This window comes from Achromobacter sp. JCM 18799 (assembly GCF_055395645.1).
The window spans coordinates 1,980,453-1,999,636 of record NZ_AP043866.1 but is presented as its reverse complement, the minus strand read 5'-3'; the positions used below and the strand labels follow the sequence as shown (position 1 = coordinate 1,999,636).

Sequence of the window (19,184 nt, the reverse complement as noted above, 5' to 3'; positions counted from 1 at the left end):
AAATACTAGGGTTTATACGAATAATATCGGCAATATTTTCATTCTATAAAGCCTCATTGTTTTTTTATTGTATTTATAGAGATGAAAATTGCTCTGATGGGCTGCGGTGAGGTTGGTTCCTGCTATGCGCAGGCTTGGAGCGCCGCCGGGCATGCGCTGGTCGGGATCTGCGAGCTGCGGCAGGACCTGGAAATGGCGGGCCGTGCCCGGCGTCATGGCGCCGGATTGCATGCCGAGCCGGGGGCGTGGCTGGGCGAGGCGGACATCGTGGTGTCGGCGGTGTATGGCCATGCGGCGCTGGAGATGGCGCGGCAGAGCTTCCCGCACATGCGCCAGGACGCGGTCTACGCCGACTTCACGACAGCCAGCGCGCCGGACATGCAGGCCGCTTCGGCCGCCGCCGCCGCACAGAACATCGACTTCACCGACGTCGCGATCATGGGCGCCATTGCCCTGCTGGCGGAACGCACGCCCTTGCTCTGCGCCGGGACCGGCACGGACACCGTGCTGCGGCTGGCCGAGAGCGGCGGGGCGCCGGCGCGCGCCATACAAGGAGCGGCGGGCGATGCCGTGCGCCTGAAGCTGCTGCGCAGCATCATGACCAAGGGCATGGAAAGCCTGGCCGTGGAATGCCTGGTGGCAGCCGAGTCCATGGGATTGAGAGCCTCGCTGTACGAGGTGCTGGCGGATATCGACCAGACGCCGCTTACGGCCTTCATGGATTCGTTCGTCCGATCCCACGTGCTGCATGCGCAGCGCCGCCAGGCGGAAGTCCAGGAGGCCCGCGAGCAGCTGCTGGAGGCGGGTCTGGAGCCGCTGGTTCTCGACGGCGTCGAACGGCTTTTTGGCCGCACCAGCAGAGGTATCCAGGATGCGCGGGCGGATGGCGATTTCACGCTGCCGGACTCCGTCGAGGCCCGCCTGGCCTGGCTCACGACGCTGGCGCGCGAACGCTGAACGTCGTACCGCAACGCGATGCCGCGGACGGCATATCCAACAAAAACCAACTGTGTGAGGAAGACAATGAAGGTCCTGAAGAAACTCCTGGCCGCCACGCTCGTGCTGGGCTGCGCCGCCGCGAACGCGGCCGATATGGGCACGGCGCCCATCACGCTCATTTCCCCGTTCCCGCCCGGAGGCGGCACGGATACGCTGACGCGCATGATCGGCAGCGCGATCGGCCAGGACCAGGGCTGGAACATGGTGGTGGAGAACAAGCCGGGCGCCGGCGGCAACCTGGCGCTGGACGCCACCGCCCGCGCGCGTCCGGATGGACATACGCTGGTGATGGCCCAGACCGACAACATCGTGCTGAATCCCTGGCTCTACAACAAGCTCAGCTACGACACGTTCAAGGATTTCAAGCCGGTCGGCCCGGTGGCCACGTCGCCGAGCGTTTTCGTGGTGCTGCCCGAATCGCCGTTCAAGACGGTCGGCGATGTGGTCAAGGCGGCACAGGCCCGCCCCGGCGTGGTGTCGCTGGGGATTCCCGGCATCGGCGGCACTGGCGACCTGACGGGCTATCTCTGGCGCAAGGCGGCGAACATCGAATTGATGCACGTGCCGTACCGCGGCTGGGGCCAGGCGTTCCCGGACCTGGCCAGCGGCCGCATCGACATGTATGTGGGCTCGGTGGCTTCGCTGCTGCCGCAGATCCGCGGCGGCAAGGTCCGCGCGCTGGCCGTGGTTGCCAAGGAGCGCGCGCCGGCCTTGCCCGACGTGCCCACGTTCGCGGAAAGCGGATTCAAGACGATAGACCAATCGATCTGGTGGGGCCTGATGGCTCCCGCGAAGACGCCGGACGACGTGGTTGCCGCGCTGAACAAGGCTCTGCAGCAAGTCCAGTCCCAGCTCGAGCTGGTGAAGAAACTGGAGGACGCCGGCTATAGCGTGCTCAAGGGCACGCCCGAGGATCTGGCCCGCCAGCATCGGGCGGACCACGAGATCTTCGGCAAGGTGGTGCAGGACGCCGGCATTCCCAAGCAGTAATGGCAACGCATTGCAATTCCCGACAGGAGCAAAAATGATCGGTTTCGAGATCCATGCCCGCAAGCGCGCGGTGAGCAAGCAAACCGTGGACAAGTTCAAAGGCGTGCCGGTCGCCAATATCAGCGACTGCATGTCGCGGATGACGGCCGGCGGCGCGCCCTTGCAACCCATGCACGACGGCAGCCCGCTGGCCGGTCCGGCCCTGACCGTGCGCACCCGTCCTGGCGACAACCTGCTGGTGCACAAGGCGCTTGATCTGGCGCAGCCCGGCGACGTGATCGTGGTGGACGCGGGCGGCGACCTGACCAACGCCATCATCGGCGAAATCATGACCAGCTACGCGCAGACGCGCGGCATCGCAGGCATCGTGATCAACGGCGCCATCCGCGATAGCGGCACGATCCGCCGCGGCACGTTTCCCGTCTACGCGGCCGGCGTGACCCACCGCGGGCCCTACAAGGACGGGCCTGGCGAGATCAACTGCGTCATTGCCTTGAATGGCATGACGATTGCGCCGGGAGATCTGATCCTGGGCGACGAGGACGGCCTGCTGTCGATTCCGTTCGAGCAGACGGAAGCGGTTTACCTGGCCGCTCAGTCCAAGCACGAACTGGAAACGAAGATGCTGGCGGATATCGCGGCGGGTTCGCTGGACACGTCCTGGGTCGATGCCCGGCTCAAGCAACTGGGCTGCGCGGAGGCGCGGCCGTGAGCCTGACGGCGCGGCTGGCGGACAAGATGCGCGTCGTCCGGCTGGACCTCTGGATCGATCCTGCGTTCGACGCCTGCCTCGGGCGCGAGCCGGCCCTGAGCATCGAAGTGTTGCCTGCGAAGGGCGACGCGATCACGGCGGCGGGGCTGGCCGGCGCGGATGCGTATCATGTCAGCGCGGCCAAGGACGAAGTCCCCGCGCGCTGGCAGGTAACGGAAAGCCTGCTGGCGCAGTGTCCGGAATTGCTTTGCGTGTCCTCGGGCGGCGCGGGCTACGACACCGTGGACGTCGCCGCCTGCACGCGGGCCGGAGTGGCGGTGGTGAACCAGGCAGGCGCCAATGCCGCGTCGGTGGCGGAAATGACGTTCGCCTTGCTGCTGTCGCTGGTCAAGCGCCTGCGCGAATCCCAGGCCGCGCTGCAAGCGGGATCCGCCGCTACGCGCGAGGCCCTGATGGGGCGCGAGATCGACGGACGCGTGCTGGGCATCGTGGGCATCGGTGAAATCGGCCGCAGAGTCGCGCGCATTGCCGCTGGCTTTGGCATGCGGGCGATTGCCTGCGACCCGCTGCTGCCTCCCGAGGAAATCCGGGCGCGCGGCGCCGAACCCGTGAGCCTCGCGCAGTTGCTCGAACAGGCCGACGTGGTGAGCCTGCATTGTCCGCTGAATGACGACACGCGGGGCATGATCGGGACCGAAGCGTACGCCAGGATGCGTGCCGGTGCGCTATTCATCTCGACCGCGCGCGGCGGCATCCATGACGAGCAGGCGCTGCTTGCCGCCTTGCAGGACGGACGGCTGGCGGGAGCGGGACTGGATGTCTGGAGCCAGGAACCTCCTTCGCCCGGGCATGGTCTGCTGCTGCGTTCCGATGTGGTGGCAACCTATCACACGGGAGGCGTCACGCACGAGGGCCGGCGCAAGGTCGCGCAAGGGTCCGCCAGCCAGATCATCGACATGCTGGCCGGTCGCCGTCCCGCCCGGCTGCTGAATCCAGAGGTCTGGCCCAGGTTCCTGGAGCGCCTCGCGCAACGCCAGCGTTGACGCGGTCAGGCGCGAATGCCGGGACAGCCTTCCGGTATAGTTCGGGAACCCGGATCAGGAGTCATGCGCCATCATGTCGAGCGCCCGCGATTACGTCTATGCAGAGCTGCGCCGCCGCTTGATGGCAGGCTCTTTCATGCCCGGTGAACGGCTGCGCGAAGAGCACATCGCGGCCGAGCTTTCCGTCAGCCGGACGCCGGTGCGCAGCGCGATCGAGCGCCTGGTGACGGACGGCCTGGTCAAGCACGAAGGCCGGCGCGGAGCGGTGGTATTGGGCTGGCAAGACCGGGACATCGATGAAGCCTTCGAGCTGCGCATGCTGCTTGAACCGTATTCCGCCAAGGCGGCCGCCGAACGGGCCAGCCCGGAGCAGATACTCGAACTCGAGCGCATCAATCAGTGCATGCTCGATGCCATCAACGCCGATGCGCCCGACAGCGTGGCGCAGGTGCAGCACTACAACAACCAGTTCCACCACGCGCTGCTCGACGCGGCGCAGTCCGCGCGGGTGCGTTCCATGGTGGAAAACCTGCTGGACATGCCCATCATCATCGGCTCGTTCTACTTCTACACCAAGGACGACATGCTGCGCAGCGTGGAGCATCATCGCCAGATCATCGCGGCGCTGCGCGCGCGCGATGCGGAATGCGCGCAGATCGCCATGCGCTTCCACCTGGCTGCCACGCATCTGCTGTTCCGCAGCCACCGCAAGCCGGGCCAGTAGCCCAGGGCTTACTCCCGAACGCGCTTTCCCGGTTGTTTCTTCTCGGATCGGGCCTCGGCCCGCGCCTGCGCGATGATGGCCTGGGCGGTCCAGCGCGCCACGTCCGTGAGTTCGGGCAGCTCCAGTTTCCAGATGTCCTTCAACACCAGGAACACCTCCGTTCCATAGACCAGCGACAAGGCCTGGGCCACGCGGTCCAGTTGGGCCGGCGTCAGCTCGGGCGCCAGCGGCGCGATGGCGCGCCTGAGGATGTCGACGCGATGGCCGCGCACCAGCCGGGGCTCGGTCGCGGCGCGTCCGGCGCTGGCTTCGGCGTGCTGCTGCAGCGACACCAAGATGGCGGCGCGCAGCGGCGCTTCGTGCGCGGCCAGCCGGGGGTAGGCGAAGCGCAGCAGTTCGTCGACGCGTTCGGCGGCGTCGGGCGCGGCGGAGTCCCAGGCCAGGATGGGCCCGAGGCTCTCGTCTACCACGGCGGCGATCAGCGCGCTCTGGCTGGGGAAGTAGCGGTAGGCGGTGGCGCGCGATACCTGCGCGTGTTCGGCCAGTTCGGCCACCGACGGCGTGATGCCCTGGGCCATCAGCCGCTGCGCCGCATCCAGCAGGATCTTGCGCATGCGCGCGCGCGGCCCATGCGGCGGTTCGCCGCTGGCGGCGGCTTGCGGGCTGGCGGGCGCGATCAGGCGCGCCGTGCCGGCCGTGGAGGGGGCGGGAGTTTGACGTGAGACAGGTGTCTCAGTATGATTCTTTCGTCTCATTTCTAGATTCTACAGGCCTCGCGGCCTCACATATCGAGGCGCGCACCGAGTGTAGCCGCCCGCGGAGGAGTCATGACGCATTCGAACCGGCGGGTCTACGTGGCCGCCACCTACGACACCAAGGGCCAAGAGGCTGAATATGTGATGGACCTGCTGCGCCGGGACGGACTGGATCCGGTGTCGGTGGACGTGTCCACTTCCGGCGCCGCCAGCGCGGCGCAGGTGCAGGCCAGCGTAGTGGCCGCCAGCCATCCGGACGGCGCCGGCGCGGTCTTCACCGGCGACCGGGGCACGGCCATCGCGGCCATGGCGCTGGCGTTCGAACGCTATGCGGCCGGCAACGCCGGGATCGGCGCGCTGCTGGGACTGGGCGGCTCCGGCGGCACCGCCTTGATCACGCCCGCGATGCGCGCGCTGCCGATCGGCACGCCCAAGCTGATGGTGTCGACGATGGCCTCGGGCAATGTCGCGCCCTATGTCGGACCCTCGGACATCGCCATGATGTATTCCGTGACCGACGTCGCGGGCCTGAACCGCATTTCGCGCCGGGTGCTGGCCAATGCCGCCGGCGCAATCGGCGGCGCCTTCAAGCAGGCGGCGAGCGCCGCGGCCGATGACGGCCGGCCCGCCGTGGGCATCACCATGTTCGGCGTCACTACCGCCTGCGTGCAGCAGGTGACGCCGCTGCTGGAGTCCCGCTACGACTGCCTGGTGTTCCATGCCACCGGCACGGGCGGGCAATCGATGGAGAAGCTGCTGGACAGCCATCTGCTGGGCGGCGTGCTGGACCTGACCACCACCGAAGTCTGCGACTTCCTGTTCGGCGGCGTGCTGGCCTGCACCGAGGACCGTTTCGGCGCCGTGGCCCGCACCGGCCTGCCATACGTGGGCTCCTGCGGCGCGCTGGACATGGTGAACTTCGGCGCCATGGACACTGTTCCGGAACGCTACCGCGGCCGCAAGTTCTATCCGCACAATCCGCAGGTGACGCTGATGCGCACCACCGTGGAAGAAAACACCCGCCAGGGCGAGTGGATCGCCGCCAGGCTGAATCAATGCCAGGGTCCGGTGCGCTTCCTGATTCCGGAGGGCGGCGTCTCCGCGCTGGACGCGCCGGGGCAGGCGTTCTGGGATCCGCAGGCCGACGCGGCGCTGTTCGCGGCGCTGGAGAAAAACCTGGTGCAGACCGCCGACCGCCGCCTGGTGCGCGTGCCTTGCCACATCAACGACCCGCTCTTCGCCCAGACCGCGGTCGACCAATTTCTTGAAATCGCTACACACTGAGGACCGCCGCCATGCCGCGCTTTGACCGCAACGAACTCCTGGACAAGTATCGCGCCATGGTGCGCGCGCGCACGCCTATCGTCGGCGGTGGCGCGGGCACCGGCCTGTCGGCCAAGTGCGAGGAAGCGGGCGGCATCGATCTGATCGTGATCTACAACTCGGGCCGTTATCGCATGGCGGGCCGTGGATCGCTGGCGGGGCTGCTGGCGTATGGCAACGCCAACGAGATCGTGGTGGACATGGGACGCGAAGTCCTGCCGGTGGTGAAGAAGACGCCGGTGCTGGCCGGCGTCAACGGCACCGACCCGTTCTGCGATTTCGACGTGTTCCTGGACGACCTCAAGCGCCAGGGCTTTGCCGGCGTGCAGAACTTCCCCACCGTGGGCCTCATCGACGGCACCTTCCGCGCCAACCTGGAAGAGACCGGCATGGGCTACGCGCTGGAAGTGGACATGATCCGCCTGGCGCACAAGAAGGGCATGCTGACCACGCCCTACGTGTTCAACGAGGACGACGCCGTGGCCATGACGAAGGCCGGCGCCGACATCATCGTGGCCCATATGGGCCTGACGACCGGCGGTTCGATCGGCGCCGAGACCGCGCAGACGCTGGACGGCTGCGTGGCGGCTATCGACCGCATCGCCGCGGCCGCGCTGGCGGTGCGGCCGGATATCATCGTGCTGTGCCACGGCGGCCCCATCGCCACGCCCGAGGACGCGGCCTACGTGCTGCGCGCGTGCAAGCATTGCCATGGCTTCTATGGCGCAAGCTCGATGGAGCGGCTGCCCACCGAACAGGCGCTGACCGCGGCGACCCGCGAGTTCAAGAGCCTGACGTTCTGATTCCGTCGTTTCCGACGTTTTCCCAATCCCTGGGCCGCGCGCCCGCAGGAGTCCGCATGCCGCATACCGTACACGTCAGCGCCATCATCCACGCGCCGCTACAGCAGGTCTGGGCCAGTTTCCGAGATTTCAACGGCCTGGCCGCCTGGCATCCCGGCATCGCCGAAAGCCGCCTGGAAGAGGGCGGCCGCCACGACGCCGTAGGCAGCGTGCGGCATCTGTCGCTCAAGCCTTCCGGCTTCGTGCGCGAGCAACTGCTGATGCTGGACGATCCGGGCACGGCGTTGCGCTATTCCATCATCGAAACCGATCTGCCCATGCGCGACTATGTCGCCGGCGTGGCGCTGCATGCCATCACCGAAGGCGGCCACACGCTGGTGGAGTGGTGGGCGGATTTCCGCGTCGAGGGCGCGGAGTTGAGCGACGTGGCCAACGCCGTGGGCCGCAATGTGTTCGCGGCGGGGCTGGCGGCGCTGGATGAGAAGCTGCGCGGGGCCTGACCGCGCCGGGTATCCTTCAGGCTTTCAAACCCTTGGCCGGCATGCGCTTGCAGCCGGCCGGCAGCGGCGCGGTGCGCAGGTAGTCGTGGATCGCGCGGATCAGCGCCTGCGCGGCGGGGCTCAAGGGGTATTCCTTGTGCCGGATGATGCAGACCGTGCGTATGACCGTGGGACGGGCCAGCAGCGCGTAGGCCAGGCCCGGCTCCATCACCCGCTGCGCGGCCAGCGCCGGCAATAGCGCCACGCCCAGGCCGGCCTGGACCAGCGCCGCCTGCGAGGTGGTGCTGGACGCTTCGTAGAACGGCGCGCCGGCTTCTATCGGCAAGTCGGCGCGGGCGCGCAACAGCGCCATGATGCCGGTCTCGTCCACCACCCCCACCAGTTTGCGGCCGGCCAGGTCCGACCAGCGCATCGTGCCGTCGCGCGCGGGGCGCAGGCTGGCGTCGTCTTCCCGGTACAACACGCCGAAACGGTCTTCCAGCAGGGCGTCGAACTGCAGGCCGGGCGCGTCGGCCCAGCGGCTGGTCAGGCCGAAGTCCACTTCGCGCGCGGCGACCTTGCGCTGGATGCGGCCGGAGTTGTCGTCGCTGAGATACAGGCGCACGGCCGGGTAGCGGGCGGAAAAGGCCGCGGCGGCGGGCGCGATGATCTGCGTGATGGCAGACGGTGCCGCCGCCACTCCCACGCGCCCGCGTTCCAGTGCGCCATAGCGTTGCACGTCGTCTATCACGCCATCGAAATCCGCCAGCAGCCGCATGACGCGCGGCAGGAATTCCTCGCCCGCCGCCGTCAGCAGCACGCGCCGGCTGGTGCGCGCGAAGAGCTGCGTGGCGAGCGCGTCCTCCAGCTGCCGCACCAGGCTGGTCACCGACGACTGCGTCTGGAACAGGCGCTTGGCGGCGTGCGTGAAGCTGGATTCCTGGGCCACGGCGACGAAGGCGGTCAGGTGCTTCAGGGTGACGTGCTTGGGTAGACGATTCATTTCAAATCACGATAGATAGATCAATAAAAACAATTTTCCCAGATTGATCGGGCGGACGATACTAGACCCTTTCGGCGTCCGCTGGCCTGGCGTATCCGCCGACAAGACCCTCAAGGCAGGAGCACCATGCGGCAGGAACCTCTGGATCTGATCATTGAAGGCGGATGGGTCATCGACGGCCTGGGCGGCCCTAGGCGGCGCGCCGACGTGGGCGTGGCGGGCGAGCGCATCGCCGCCATCGGCGACCTGTCGGGCAAGGCGGCCGCGCGCCGGGTGGATGCGCGCGGCAAGATCGTGGCTCCCGGCTTCATCGACGTGCACGGCCATGACGACCTGATGTTCGTGGAGCGGCCTGGCCTGGAATGGAAGACCACGCAAGGCATCACGTCGGTGGTGGTGGGCAATTGCGGCGTGAGCGGCGCGCCGGCGCCCTTGCCGGGCAATACCGCCGCGGCGCTGGCCCTGCTGGGGGAAACGCCCTTGTTCGCTGACATGCAGGCCTATTTCGGCGAGCTGCGCGCGCAGCAGCCCATGATCAACGTGGCGGCCCTGGTGGGGCACGCCAACCTGCGCCTGGCCGCCATGCGCGACCCGGCGGCGCAGCCTACGGCCGAGGAGCAGGAAAGCATGCAGCGCATGCTGGACGAAGCCCTGGCCGCGGGCGCGGTGGGCTTCAGCACCGGCCTGGCCTACCAGCCTGGCGGCGCGGCGCGTCCCGCTGAACTGGAAGGCCTGGCGCGGGTGGCGGCGGCGCGTGGCGCCATGCACACCAGCCATATCCGCAACGAGGGCGACGAGGTCGAGGCAGCCGTCGACGAGGTGCTCTCGGTGGGGCGCAACACGGGTTGCGCCACCGTGCTGTCGCACCACAAATGCATGATGCCGCAGAACTGGGGCAAGAGCCGCGCTACGCTGGCGAACATCGACCGCGCGCGCGGCGAGGGCGTGGAGGTGGCGCTGGACATCTACCCGTACCCCGGCAGCTCCACCATCCTGATTCCGGAGCGCGCCGAAACCATCGAGGACATACGTATCACCTGGTCCACGCCGCATCCCGAATGCGGCGGCCAATTCCTCAGCGACATTGCGGCGCGCTGGGGCTGCGACAAGACCACCGCGGCGCAGCGCCTGTGTCCGGCGGGCGCGATCTACTTCGCCATGGACGAGGCCGAGGTACAGCGCATCTTCCAGCACGAGTGCTGCATGGTGGGTTCGGACGGCCTGCCCAACGACGCCCATCCGCATCCCCGGCTGTGGGGCAGCTTCACGCGCGTGCTGGGCCGCTACGTGCGCGAGGCCGAGCTGATGACGCTGGAGACCGCCGTCGCCAAGATGACTTCCCTGCCGGCCCGCGTGTTCGGCCTGGCCGGGCGCGGCCAGTTGAGCGAGGGCGCCTGGGCCGACATCGTCGTGTTCGACGCCGACACGGTCGAGGACCGCGCCACCTGGGAGGCGCCGACGCTGGCCTCCGCGGGCGTGGAGCACGTGCTGGTCAACGGCCAGCAGGTCTACCCGGCTGAAGCCGGCATGGCGCGGCCTGGCAAGATCCTGCGCCGTGAAGCAATGGCGCAAGCCGCCGCCGGCGCGGCCGCATAAGAATTCCAACCATCCCTACAGGAGACATACCCATGATGCGCAAGACTTGCGTAGCCCTGGCGCTGGCCGCCATGCTGCCCGCCGCCCACGCGGCTTTTCCCGACCATCCCATCACGCTGATCGTGCCGTTCCCGGCGGGCGGCCCGACCGACATCGTGGGCCGGCTCGCGGCCGCCAAGGCGGGCGAGATCCTGGGCCAGCAGATCGTCGTGGAGAACCGCACGGGCGCGTCCGGCACCATAGGCATGACCGCCACGGCGCGCGCCAAGCCGGACGGCTACACCGTGGGCCTGGCCACCGTCAGCACGCACGGCACCGCGCCGCACCTGTTCCCGAAGCTGACCTACGATCCGGTCAAGGATTTCACGCCCGTCAGCAATCTGGTCACCAGCCCCAACATCCTCAGCGTGAATCCGCAGTTCCCGGCCAAGACGCTGGGCGAGTTCGTCGAGCACGTGCGCGCCAATCCCAACAAGGACGGCTATGCCAACGCCGGCGCCGGCGGCGTGAACGACCTGGGCATGATCTGGTTCCTGCAGATCATCGGCGGCAAGATGAACAGCATTTCCTATCGCGGTTCGGCGCCCGCGCTGACCGATACGGTGGGCGGCGTGGTGCCGGTGATCTTCGATAACTTCCCGTCGTCGCTGCCCTACCTGAAGAGCAATCACCTGCGCGCCCTGGCCATCACCGGCGCCCAGCGCAACCCGCGTCTGCCGGACGTGCCGACGTTCGCGGAGCAGGGCTACAAGGACTACGACGTGACGGCCTGGTACGGCGTGGTGGGACCTGCCGGCATGCCTGACGACGTGCGCGACAAGCTGGCCGACGCCTTCGCCCGCGCCGTGCGCGATCCGGCGACAGCGGCCAAGATGGAAGAGACGGGCGCATTTCCGCTGGGCAATACCCCGGCCGAGTTCGGCCAGCAGATCCGCGCCGAGCGCGACCGCTGGAAGACCGTGATCGAGAAGGCCGACATCAAGCTGCAGTAAACGCAGCGGACGCGTTCAATACACGTCGCGGCGGTAGCGGCCGTCGCGCTGCATGGCCTGCAGGCGCGTGGCGCCCAGTATGTCCTGCAGGGCGGCGTCCACGCCGCCGGCCATGCCTTGCAGGCTGCCGCAGACGTAGATGGCGGCGCCCGCGTCGGCCCAGGCGCGCACGGCTTCAGCTTGTTCGCGCAGATGGTGCTGCACGTAGCGGCGCTCGGCCTGGTCACGCGAGAACACCGCGTCTACGCGTTCCAGCGTGCCGTCATTGCGCCAGGCGTCGATCTCTTCCCGGCAGAACCAGTCGTGCGCCGCGTTGCGTTCGCCGAACACCAGCCAGTTGCGGCGCTGGCCCGCGGCGCGGCGCGCCTTGATCAGCGCGCGCAGGCCGGCCAGGCCGGTGCCATTGCCCACCAGCAGCAGCGGGCGGTCGTCGGCAGGCGCGTGGAAATTGCGGTTGACGCGCACGCGCAGGTCGATCGCGTCGCCGGGCTGCGCGATATGGGTGAGCCAGCCGCTGCCCAGGCCCAGCGCGCCATCGGCGCCGCGCATCTGGCGCACCAGCAATTGGATCGAACCGTCTTCCGGCAGCGATGCGATCGAGTATTCGCGGTGCGCGAGCAAGGGGCCGCCGGCTTCGCGCCGCGGGCCGATCTCGGCGATGTCGCCGGCCTGCCAGCCGCGCACGCCATCGGCTGGCGGCGTCAGCGTCAGCAGATAGCAGGGGCCGCCCTGGCTGTGCGGATTGAGCTGTTCGCGCGCGGCCAGGCGCCACGATTCGTAGACGGGCGCCTGCCAATCGGGCAGGTCGCTGCGTCCTGCCAGCAGGCCCAGGTGATGCTGCCAATGGCGCAGGGCGGCGGGGTCGCCGTTGTCGACTTCAACCAGGTCGAACAACGGCGTTGCGCCCTGGGCGTGCAGCCAGTCGTCCAGGCGATGGCCGAAGCCGCAGAACTGGGCATATTCGCTGTCGCCCAGCGCCAGCACCGCGTAGTGCGCGCCGGCCAGCGCCGGGGCCGCCAGCTGCATCTGTTCGGCGAAGGCCGCGGCGGCGTCGGGCGGATCGCCTTCGCCATAGGTGCTGACCACGAACAGCATGCGGCGATACGCCGCCAGACGCTTGGCGTCCAGTTGTTCCAGCGCCGCCACGCGCACGGCGAGGCCGCCCGCGCGCAGGGATTCGGCGGTCTGCGCCGCCAGCGATTCGGCGTAGCCGGTCTGCGTGGCGTAGGCGACCAGCAAGGTGTCTTCGGGGACGGGCGCTTGCAGGGCTTGCAGTGCCAGCGCCCTTTGCGCCTCATGGCGCTTGGCGCGGCGGCGGGCCCAGAGGCACAGGAGCAACCAGGCTCCCACCACGCATGCTGCCGCGATCAACCGGGTTGCTGGCATGTCGTCAGGCTATGGCGGCCAGCGCCTGGAATGCGGGCGTGGCAACGACGCGCCAGGCGTCGCGCTCGCGCAGGATGAACAAGGCCGCCAGATCGTGGCGGCGCGCATAGGCCAGGCCCTCGTCTGCGCCCAGCACGGTCAGGGCGGTGGCGAGCGCGTCGGCCTGCATGCATCCGGGATGCAGCACGGTGACCGAGGCCAGATTGTTGCGCACCGGCATGCCCGTGCGCGGATCGATGGTGTGGGCGTAGCGCTCGTCGCCGCTGCCCGCGTGGCGGCGGTAATCGCCCGAGGTGGCGATGCTGCGGTCGGACAGCGGCAGCGCCAGCGCATGGTCGTCGCTGGCGTCCGGCACTTCGATGGCCACGCGCCAGGGCTGGCCGTCGGGCCGTTTGCCGCGCGCGCGCAATTCGCCGCCGACTTCGACCAGGTATTGGGTGATGCCCAGCGCATCGAGCGCCGTCGCGGCGCGGTCCACGCCGTAACCCTTGGCGATGGAGGAAAGATCCAGATAGGCGCCGCCCGGCTGCAGCGCGGCGCGGCGGTCGGTGTCCAGCTGCACGCGGCGCCAGCCGCAGCGGGCGCGCGCGGCCTCGATGGCGGCAGGCGCGGGCGGCTCGAAGGCGCGCTGGTGCGGACCGAACCCCCAGGCGTTCACCAGCGGTCCCACCGTGGGGTCATAAGCGCCGCCAGTGTCCCCGGCCAGCGCCAGCGCGTGGCTCAGCACATGGAAGAATCCCGCCGGCAATTCCTGCCAGCCAGCGGCGGCCTGGTTGTAGCGCGTGATGTCGGAATCCGCTTCCCAGGTGCTCATCTGGGCGACCACTTCGTCCAGTGCCGCCTGGATGGCATGGCGCGCCGCGGCTTCCGTGCGCCCGGCCGGCAGCGCCATGCGCGCCGACCAGGTGGTGCCCATGGTGGCGCCGGCCAGCGCCGCGGGCGCTGCCGGCATTGCGGGCATGGCGCCATAGGCGACGCGCACGGCAGCAGCCGGCGCGCCGCGCTGGGCGTAGGAAGGAGAGTTGGCCATGCGCCTGCGGCGGCTTAGGGCTGCAGCACTTCGACCGTGCCTGCGTAGGACAGGCGGCGCTTCTTGGCTTGCGGCACGCTGACCTTGGCGTCTTCCATGCCAGCCTCGATCCAGTACAGGCCGGGCTGCGGCCACTTCACGGAGAACTTGCCATCCTTGTCCGTCTTCAGCTGGATTTCGCCGACCTTGTCGCGATAGCGGCTGCCGCCGGGCACCACGTTGACTTCCAGGTCGGCGGCGGGCTTGCCGTCCAGCAGCATCTGGAAGGTGGCGGGCTCGTCGGTGAACAGGTCGTTCGGGTGGGTCACGGGCGCCAGTTCCAGGCCGCGGCCGACCGGCTTGACGGCCGAGGGCTTGCCGGCAGTCACGAAGGTTTCGACGCGGCCCAGGCTTTGCGAGACTTCCAGCTCATCGGCCTTGGCCGGCACGGCCTGCGCCAGGCCTTCGGGCTTGCCGAAGTAGCGCTTGTTCTTGCCGTCTTCCTTCCAGCGCGCGAACACGCCGTCGTTGACCACGGCCACGCGGTAGGTACCGGCCTGCTTCAGTTGCAGGTCGAAGGTGCTGCGCAGCTTGCCCTTATTGACGTTTTCGGCTTCGGCGGCGCTGCCGTCCGGAGCCGTCACGGCCAGGCCGTCCAGGCGCAGCGGGGCGTGGTTGAAATAGAACTTGTCGTTGCCGACGGCGGCGTCGACGGTGACCCAGCTGTCGACGCCGGACAGCACCGTCGAGGACGGCACCATCCAGACGTCATGCGCCTGGGAGGCGAAGGGCAGGCACAGCGCCAGGGCGGCGGCCAGTTTGGCGGCGGATTTCATCGTTGCGCTCCTAGGAGATCTCAAGGTTTCAGGTCGAGCGCGATGGCGCCCAGTTCGTGTTCGCCGCGCGCGGTCAATTGCCCGGCCTTTTGCGGCGGCCATTGGAAGGGAATGCGCAGCAGCTCGCGGCCGCCGACTTCTCGAGCGGCTTCGACCACCACGGCGTACTGGCCAGGCTTCAGGCCCGACAGCGGCTTGCTGGCCGCGTCAAAGCTCAGCGCGTGCTTGCCCACGGGCTTGGTCGCGCCGCTGACGCCGTCCACCGGGAACTGCTGATTGCGGCCGCTGCGGCGCCACCATTGGCGCATGTCCTTGAGCCATTCCGTGCCTTCGTTGTTCTTCTTGGCCACGTCGTACCAGACGGCCAGGTCGGTCGCGACGCTCTGATCCGGGTTTTCGATCCAGATCGCGACGTAGGGACGGTGGTATTCCGCCACGTCCAGGCGCGGGATCTCGATGGACAGGCCGATGTCGGCCGCTTGGGCCGTTCGGGCGATCAGGCCGGCCAGCAGGGCCGACAACAACAGCTTGCGCATGGAAATCTCCAGGGGCGGATCGTTGGAATCAATGTATGAAAAGCAGGGCCAGCACCACCGGGATCACCACGCCCAGGCCGACCATGGGCCAGGTCGCGCTGCGGTTGCCGGCGTGCATCTTGAGCAGCACCAGCCCGGTCAGCGAAAAGACCAGACAGGCGACGGCGAAGATGTCCAGGAACCAGCTCCAGGCCAGGCCGGTGTTGCGGCCCTTGTGCAGGTCGTTCAGGTACGAGATCCAGCCGCGGTCGGTGCGTTCGTATTCCACGTCGCCGCTGGCCAGGTCGATGGACAGCCAGGCGTCGCCGCCGGCGCGCGGCAGCGACAGGTAGACCTCGTCGGCCGACCATTCGGCGGGTTTGCCGGCGGCGGAGGCGTCCAGCGTCTGGTCCAGCCATTGCGCCACGGGCGCGGGCAACGGCGCCTTTTTTTGCGCGGGAGGAGGGGACAATTGCTGCAGCACGGCGTCCGGCATGCGGGCCTCGCGGCTGGTCACGACCGCCCGGGCCTCGATGTGCGAGGCGTTGTTCAGGGTCAGGCCCGTCACCGCGAACAACAGCATGCCCAGCAGGCACAGCGCCGAGCTGATCCAATGCCATTGGTGCAGTGTCTTGAGCCAATAGGCACGGCGGCGGGGAGTGGGTTGACTGTCCATGGGGTATAGGGTGAAAGCCCGCGGATTCTAACATTTAATGAGAATGACTCTTATAAATGTTGCGTCTGCCCGCCCGAGGAAATTTCAATCGATTTCGGGCCGCGCGTCGCGGCAGGGCGGGGGCGTCGTGGCGCCTGTCTGCCAGCGGCGATAAGATAGGCCACCCGTTACAAACACCGGAGGTCGTCATGCTTGAACAGCAAGTCGTGGATCAGATCGGTCGTCATTGGGGTTGGGTGGCGTTGCGCGGCGTGGTCGCCATCCTGTTCGGGCTCATGGCCTTGCTCATGCCCGCCATCACCTTGTCCGCGCTGGTGCTGGTGTGGGGCGCTTTCGCGCTGGTGGACGGCGTGCTGGCCCTGGTCGCCGGCGTGCGCATCCGCGACAACGGCAAACCCCTGTGGGCGCTCATCATCGTGGGCCTGCTGGGGATCGCGGCCGGCATCGTCACCTTCCTCTATCCCGGCCTGACCGCGCTGGTCCTGCTCTATATCATTGCGATCTGGGCGCTGGTGTCCGGCATATTCCAGGTCGTGGCGGCGATCCGTTTCCGCAAGGACATCCGCAATGAGTGGCTGCTGGGCCTCTCGGGCCTGGTGTCCATCCTGTTCGGCGGCATGCTGATCATGCAGCCCGGCGCGGGCGCGCTGGCGCTGGTCTGGGTCATCGGCGCCTACGCCGTGTTTTTCGGCATACTGCTGCTGGTCTTTTCCTTCCGCCTCAAACAGCACAAGGCGTCCTGAAATCCGATGTCCGCATACCAAACCCTGATTCCCCTGAATTTCCTGGCCGTGGGCCTGGGCGCCATGTTCGGCGCCTGGACCCGCTGGCTGGTCAGCATGTGGCTCAACGTGGAGTCCTGGCCCTGGGGCACCTTCGTGGTGAACCTGGCCGGCGGCTATCTGGTTGGGCTGGCGTTGGCGCTGGTGGCCGGGCATCCGGAATGGCCGGCCTGGGTGCGGCTGGGCGCAATCACGGGTTTCATGGGGGGGCTTGACCACGTTTTCGACCTTTTCGGCCGAGACGGTGGCCATGCTGGAGCGCGGCGCCTACGCCAGCGCGCTGGGCTATGCGGGGTTCAGCCTGATCGGGTCGCTGCTGCTGACGGCGGCCGGCCTGGCCACCGCCAGCCTGTTGCGCTAAGGCCTGCGGGCGGCGTTCAGGCCGCTGCCGGATTCAGCACGCGAGCGGCCTGCAGGCCACTGCGCACCGCGCCTTCCAGCACGCCCGGATAGCCCGTGTCGGTCCAGTCGCCGGCCAGCGCCAGGGTGGGCCAGGGCGTGGTATTCAGCGGCCGTGTCAGGCCCGGCACCGCCGCGAAGGTCGCGCGTTTTTCGATGAACAGTTCGGCGGCCGCCACCTCCGGCATGGCCGGCAGGCGCGCGGGATGGCGCGCCGCCTGTTCGGCCACCTGGTCGATCAGCGCCTCGATGAGCTGCCGGCGGTTGCGTTCCGCGAGGCCGGTGGCCGCGCTGGTCACGACCGCCAGTTCGCCGGCCTTGGTGTCGCCGGCCAGTTGCGCGCGGTCGAACAGCCATTGGCCGTAGTGGTCGCGGGCGGATTCCTCGCGCAGCATCATCATGGGTTCGGGCAGGCGCCAGGGATCCTGCAGCCGCAGGTTCAGCGTGGCGATGGGCATGTATTCGAACGCTTTGAGCGCATCCAGCAGCCCGGTGGCGCCGGCTTCCCGCAACGGCGCGTCGAGCAGCCGCGCGGCAAAGGTGGGAGGCACCGCCAGCACGGCTGCATCGAACCGTTCCTGGTTGATGTCGATGCCTTCAGCCGACGGGCGGAGCTGGCGCACGGTGCTGCCGTAGCGCATGGTCACCTGGCGCGCGGCGGCGTCGGGCCAGAGCGCGGACAGGTCGGTGCAGGGCAGCAGCATGTCGCTGTTTTCGCGGTTGCCGGTCAGGCTGTCGCGCAGCACGCGCGCAAACAGCGCGGCGCTGGCCGTGGCGGTCGGCGTGTTCAGCGCGGCCAGGCAGAGCGGTTCCCAGACCTGGCGGATCAGCGCATCCGATTGCGCGTGGTAGTGCAGCAGATGCAGGACGGTCCATTCGCGCGGCGGCGTCCAGGCCATGGCTTTCAGGCCGCGCATCAGGCGCAGGGTCGCCAGGCGGTCCTTCCAGGCCAGGCCGCGCGCGCGCAGGATCGCCGCCGCCATGTGCAACGGCGCCGGCAGCCGCGGCGCGGCCAGGCGGAAGCGGCCGTCCAGGCTGGCCAACTGCAGCGGCCGGCGCATCAGCAAGGCGTCGGGGTTGCGGCCGACGCGGCGCATCAGCGCCAGCGTGTGCTTGTAGGCGCCCGACAGCAGGTGCTGGCCGTTGTCCAGCGGCGCGTCGAAATCGGTGTGGAAGACGCGCCGGGCGCGGCCGCCGGGCGTATGGCCGGCTTCGAAGACGGTGACTTTGGCGCCGGCTTCGCGCAGGGCGACGCTGGCTGCCAGGCCAGCCCAGCCGGCGCCGATGACCGCGGCCTTCACCGCGCCAACCGGCGGACCAGTCCGCGTCCGCCGCCCACCCAGGTCTTCCAGGCGAGCCACAGCTTGCGCAAAGGGGTGAGCGAGATGCGCTGGTGCAGCACCTGCCAGTTGTCGCGTTCGATCTCGTCGAGCAGCGCGTGGTAGATGGCCGCCATCATCAGGCCCGGGCGCTGCGCGCGGCGGTCGGCCTCGGGCAGGTTGCTCATGGCCTCGCGGTACAGCCCGCGGGCGCGCTCGGCCTGGAACTTCATCAGCGCGCTGAAGCGGTCGGAGTATTCGCCGTTCAGGATGTCCGAGGCCTTGACCTCGAATTGCTGCATGTCGTTGACGGGCAGGTAGATGCGGCCGCGGCGGGCGTCGTCGCCCACGTCGCGGATGATGTTGGTCATCTGGAACGCCAGGCCCAGCTTCTCCGCGTAGACCAGGGTCTTGGGGTCGGAATAGCCGAAGACGCCGGCCGACAGTTCGCCCACCACGCCGGCGGCGTGCCAGCAGTACTTGCGCAGGCCCGGCCAGTCCAGGTAGCGGGTCTGGTCCAGGTCCATTTCCATGCCGTCGATGACGGCCAGCAGGCGTTCGCGCGTGATCGAACAGCTTTGCAGGTGCGGCTGCAGGGCGCGCGTCACCGGGTGGTCCGGATTGCCGTTGTACATCTGGTCGACCTGCGTGCGCCACCAGGCCAGCTTGACGCGGGCCAGCGACGGGTCGGTGCACTCGTCCACCACGTCGTCCACTTCGCGGCAGAACGCGTACAGGGCCGTGATGGCGCGCCGCCGCTCGGGCGGCAGGAAGAGGAACGAGTAGTAGAAGCTGGAACCGCTCTTGGCGGCTTTCTCCTGGCAATATTCGTCAGGGGTCATA

20 protein-coding genes and 1 pseudogene are annotated in these 19,184 nt (G+C 68.5%); 12 read left to right on the top strand and 9 right to left on the bottom strand.

What is annotated here, in order from left to right; all coding sequences use genetic code 11:
• Positions 1-81 precede the first annotated feature (81 nt).
• From ACZ5YA_RS09490 to ACZ5YA_RS09470, 5 genes are all read left to right on the top strand, one after another.
• A complete protein-coding gene (locus ACZ5YA_RS09490; protein ID WP_464092412.1) occupies positions 82-957 on the top strand; it encodes an NAD(P)-dependent oxidoreductase in 876 nt (291 codons plus the stop codon).
• Positions 958-1,023: 66 nt separating this feature from the next.
• Positions 1,024-1,989 (top strand): Bug family tripartite tricarboxylate transporter substrate binding protein, encoded by a 966-nt coding sequence (locus ACZ5YA_RS09485; RefSeq protein ID WP_464092411.1) that lies wholly within the window; start codon positions 1,024-1,026, stop codon positions 1,987-1,989.
• A 34-nt stretch (positions 1,990-2,023) separates the two neighbouring features.
• A complete protein-coding gene (locus tag ACZ5YA_RS09480) occupies positions 2,024-2,701 on the top strand; it encodes an RraA family protein (RefSeq protein WP_464092410.1) in 678 nt (225 codons plus the stop codon).
• Positions 2,698-3,744, top strand: coding sequence for a hydroxyacid dehydrogenase (locus ACZ5YA_RS09475; RefSeq protein WP_118934309.1), 1,047 nt, complete (start codon positions 2,698-2,700; stop codon positions 3,742-3,744). The genes ACZ5YA_RS09480 and ACZ5YA_RS09475 overlap by 4 nt, the downstream gene beginning before the upstream one ends.
• A 73-nt stretch (positions 3,745-3,817) precedes the next feature.
• Positions 3,818-4,468, top strand: coding sequence for a GntR family transcriptional regulator (locus ACZ5YA_RS09470; protein WP_059379932.1), 651 nt, complete (start codon positions 3,818-3,820; stop codon positions 4,466-4,468).
• Between the two features lie 8 nt (positions 4,469-4,476).
• Here the strand turns inward: ACZ5YA_RS09470 and ACZ5YA_RS09465 are convergent, their stop codons facing one another.
• The gene (locus ACZ5YA_RS09465; protein WP_464092841.1) at positions 4,477-5,148 is read right to left on the bottom strand and encodes a TetR/AcrR family transcriptional regulator; all 672 of its coding nucleotides are present in this window, start codon (positions 5,146-5,148) and stop codon (positions 4,477-4,479) included.
• A gap of 147 nt (positions 5,149-5,295) precedes the next feature.
• Here ACZ5YA_RS09465 and ACZ5YA_RS09460 point away from each other — a divergent pair, with 147 nt between their 5' ends.
• From ACZ5YA_RS09460 to ACZ5YA_RS09450, 3 genes are read left to right on the top strand one after another with little or no spacing between them, the layout of a single operon-like run.
• Positions 5,296-6,507: a Tm-1-like ATP-binding domain-containing protein gene (locus ACZ5YA_RS09460; protein ID WP_464092409.1), complete on the top strand. Its 1,212-nt coding sequence runs from the start codon at positions 5,296-5,298 to the stop codon at positions 6,505-6,507.
• Positions 6,508-6,518: 11 nt separating this feature from the next.
• Entirely contained in the window at positions 6,519-7,349 is an 831-nt protein-coding gene (locus tag ACZ5YA_RS09455; RefSeq protein ID WP_118934313.1) for a phosphoenolpyruvate hydrolase family protein, read from the top strand.
• A gap of 56 nt (positions 7,350-7,405) precedes the next feature.
• On the top strand, positions 7,406-7,849 hold the full coding sequence (locus ACZ5YA_RS09450; RefSeq protein WP_059379929.1) for an SRPBCC family protein: 444 nt from the start codon (positions 7,406-7,408) through the stop codon (positions 7,847-7,849).
• 16 nt (positions 7,850-7,865) lie between these two features.
• Here the strand turns inward: ACZ5YA_RS09450 and ACZ5YA_RS09445 are convergent, their stop codons facing one another.
• On the bottom strand, positions 7,866-8,831 hold the full coding sequence (locus tag ACZ5YA_RS09445; RefSeq protein WP_059379928.1) for a LysR family transcriptional regulator: 966 nt from the start codon (positions 8,829-8,831) through the stop codon (positions 7,866-7,868).
• A 126-nt stretch (positions 8,832-8,957) separates the two neighbouring features.
• On the opposite strand from ACZ5YA_RS09445, the gene ACZ5YA_RS09440 reads away from it, so the two are divergent.
• Both ACZ5YA_RS09440 and ACZ5YA_RS09435 read left to right on the top strand, forming a co-directional pair.
• On the top strand, positions 8,958-10,427 hold the full coding sequence (locus tag ACZ5YA_RS09440; RefSeq protein ID WP_464092408.1) for an N-acyl-D-amino-acid deacylase family protein: 1,470 nt from the start codon (positions 8,958-8,960) through the stop codon (positions 10,425-10,427).
• A 32-nt stretch (positions 10,428-10,459) separates the two neighbouring features.
• On the top strand, positions 10,460-11,419 hold the full coding sequence (locus ACZ5YA_RS09435; protein ID WP_165867952.1) for a tripartite tricarboxylate transporter substrate binding protein BugE: 960 nt from the start codon (positions 10,460-10,462) through the stop codon (positions 11,417-11,419).
• A gap of 15 nt (positions 11,420-11,434) precedes the next feature.
• Here the strand turns inward: ACZ5YA_RS09435 and ACZ5YA_RS09430 are convergent, their stop codons facing one another.
• Genes ACZ5YA_RS09430 through ACZ5YA_RS09410 form a run of 5 tightly spaced genes read right to left on the bottom strand, consistent with a single transcriptional unit; the run spans position 11,435 to position 15,841 of the window.
• Positions 11,435-12,805, bottom strand: a complete 1,371-nt coding sequence (locus ACZ5YA_RS09430; protein WP_464092407.1) for a sulfite reductase subunit alpha — start codon at positions 12,803-12,805, stop codon at positions 11,435-11,437.
• 4 nt (positions 12,806-12,809) lie between these two features.
• Positions 12,810-13,835, bottom strand: a complete 1,026-nt coding sequence (locus ACZ5YA_RS09425) for an FAD:protein FMN transferase (protein WP_464092406.1) — start codon at positions 13,833-13,835, stop codon at positions 12,810-12,812.
• Between the two features lie 14 nt (positions 13,836-13,849).
• The gene (locus tag ACZ5YA_RS09420; RefSeq protein WP_059379924.1) at positions 13,850-14,650 is read right to left on the bottom strand and encodes a DUF4198 domain-containing protein; all 801 of its coding nucleotides are present in this window, start codon (positions 14,648-14,650) and stop codon (positions 13,850-13,852) included.
• A 20-nt stretch (positions 14,651-14,670) separates the two neighbouring features.
• Positions 14,671-15,186, bottom strand: coding sequence for a DUF2271 domain-containing protein (locus ACZ5YA_RS09415; protein WP_059379923.1), 516 nt, complete (start codon positions 15,184-15,186; stop codon positions 14,671-14,673).
• 28 nt (positions 15,187-15,214) lie between these two features.
• Positions 15,215-15,841 carry a PepSY-associated TM helix domain-containing protein gene (locus ACZ5YA_RS09410; RefSeq protein WP_059379922.1) on the bottom strand — a complete coding sequence of 209 codons (627 nt, stop codon included), beginning with the start codon at positions 15,839-15,841 and terminating at the stop codon, positions 15,215-15,217.
• A 188-nt stretch (positions 15,842-16,029) separates the two neighbouring features.
• Here ACZ5YA_RS09410 and ACZ5YA_RS09405 point away from each other — a divergent pair, with 188 nt between their 5' ends.
• Both ACZ5YA_RS09405 and crcB read left to right on the top strand, forming a co-directional pair.
• On the top strand, positions 16,030-16,584 hold the full coding sequence (locus ACZ5YA_RS09405; RefSeq protein WP_054452451.1) for an HdeD family acid-resistance protein: 555 nt from the start codon (positions 16,030-16,032) through the stop codon (positions 16,582-16,584).
• Positions 16,585-16,590: 6 nt separating this feature from the next.
• Positions 16,591-16,984, top strand: a pseudogene (gene crcB, locus ACZ5YA_RS09400) (fluoride efflux transporter CrcB).
• A 16-nt stretch (positions 16,985-17,000) separates the two neighbouring features.
• Here crcB and hpnE read toward each other — a convergent pair.
• Positions 17,001-18,323, bottom strand: a complete 1,323-nt coding sequence (hpnE, locus tag ACZ5YA_RS09395) for a hydroxysqualene dehydroxylase HpnE (RefSeq protein WP_306636785.1) — start codon at positions 18,321-18,323, stop codon at positions 17,001-17,003.
• A complete protein-coding gene (hpnD, locus tag ACZ5YA_RS09390) occupies positions 18,320-19,183 on the bottom strand; it encodes a presqualene diphosphate synthase HpnD (protein ID WP_059379919.1) in 864 nt (287 codons plus the stop codon). Before hpnD ends, hpnE begins: the two co-directional genes overlap by 4 nt.
• Position 19,184 lies beyond the last annotated feature (1 nt).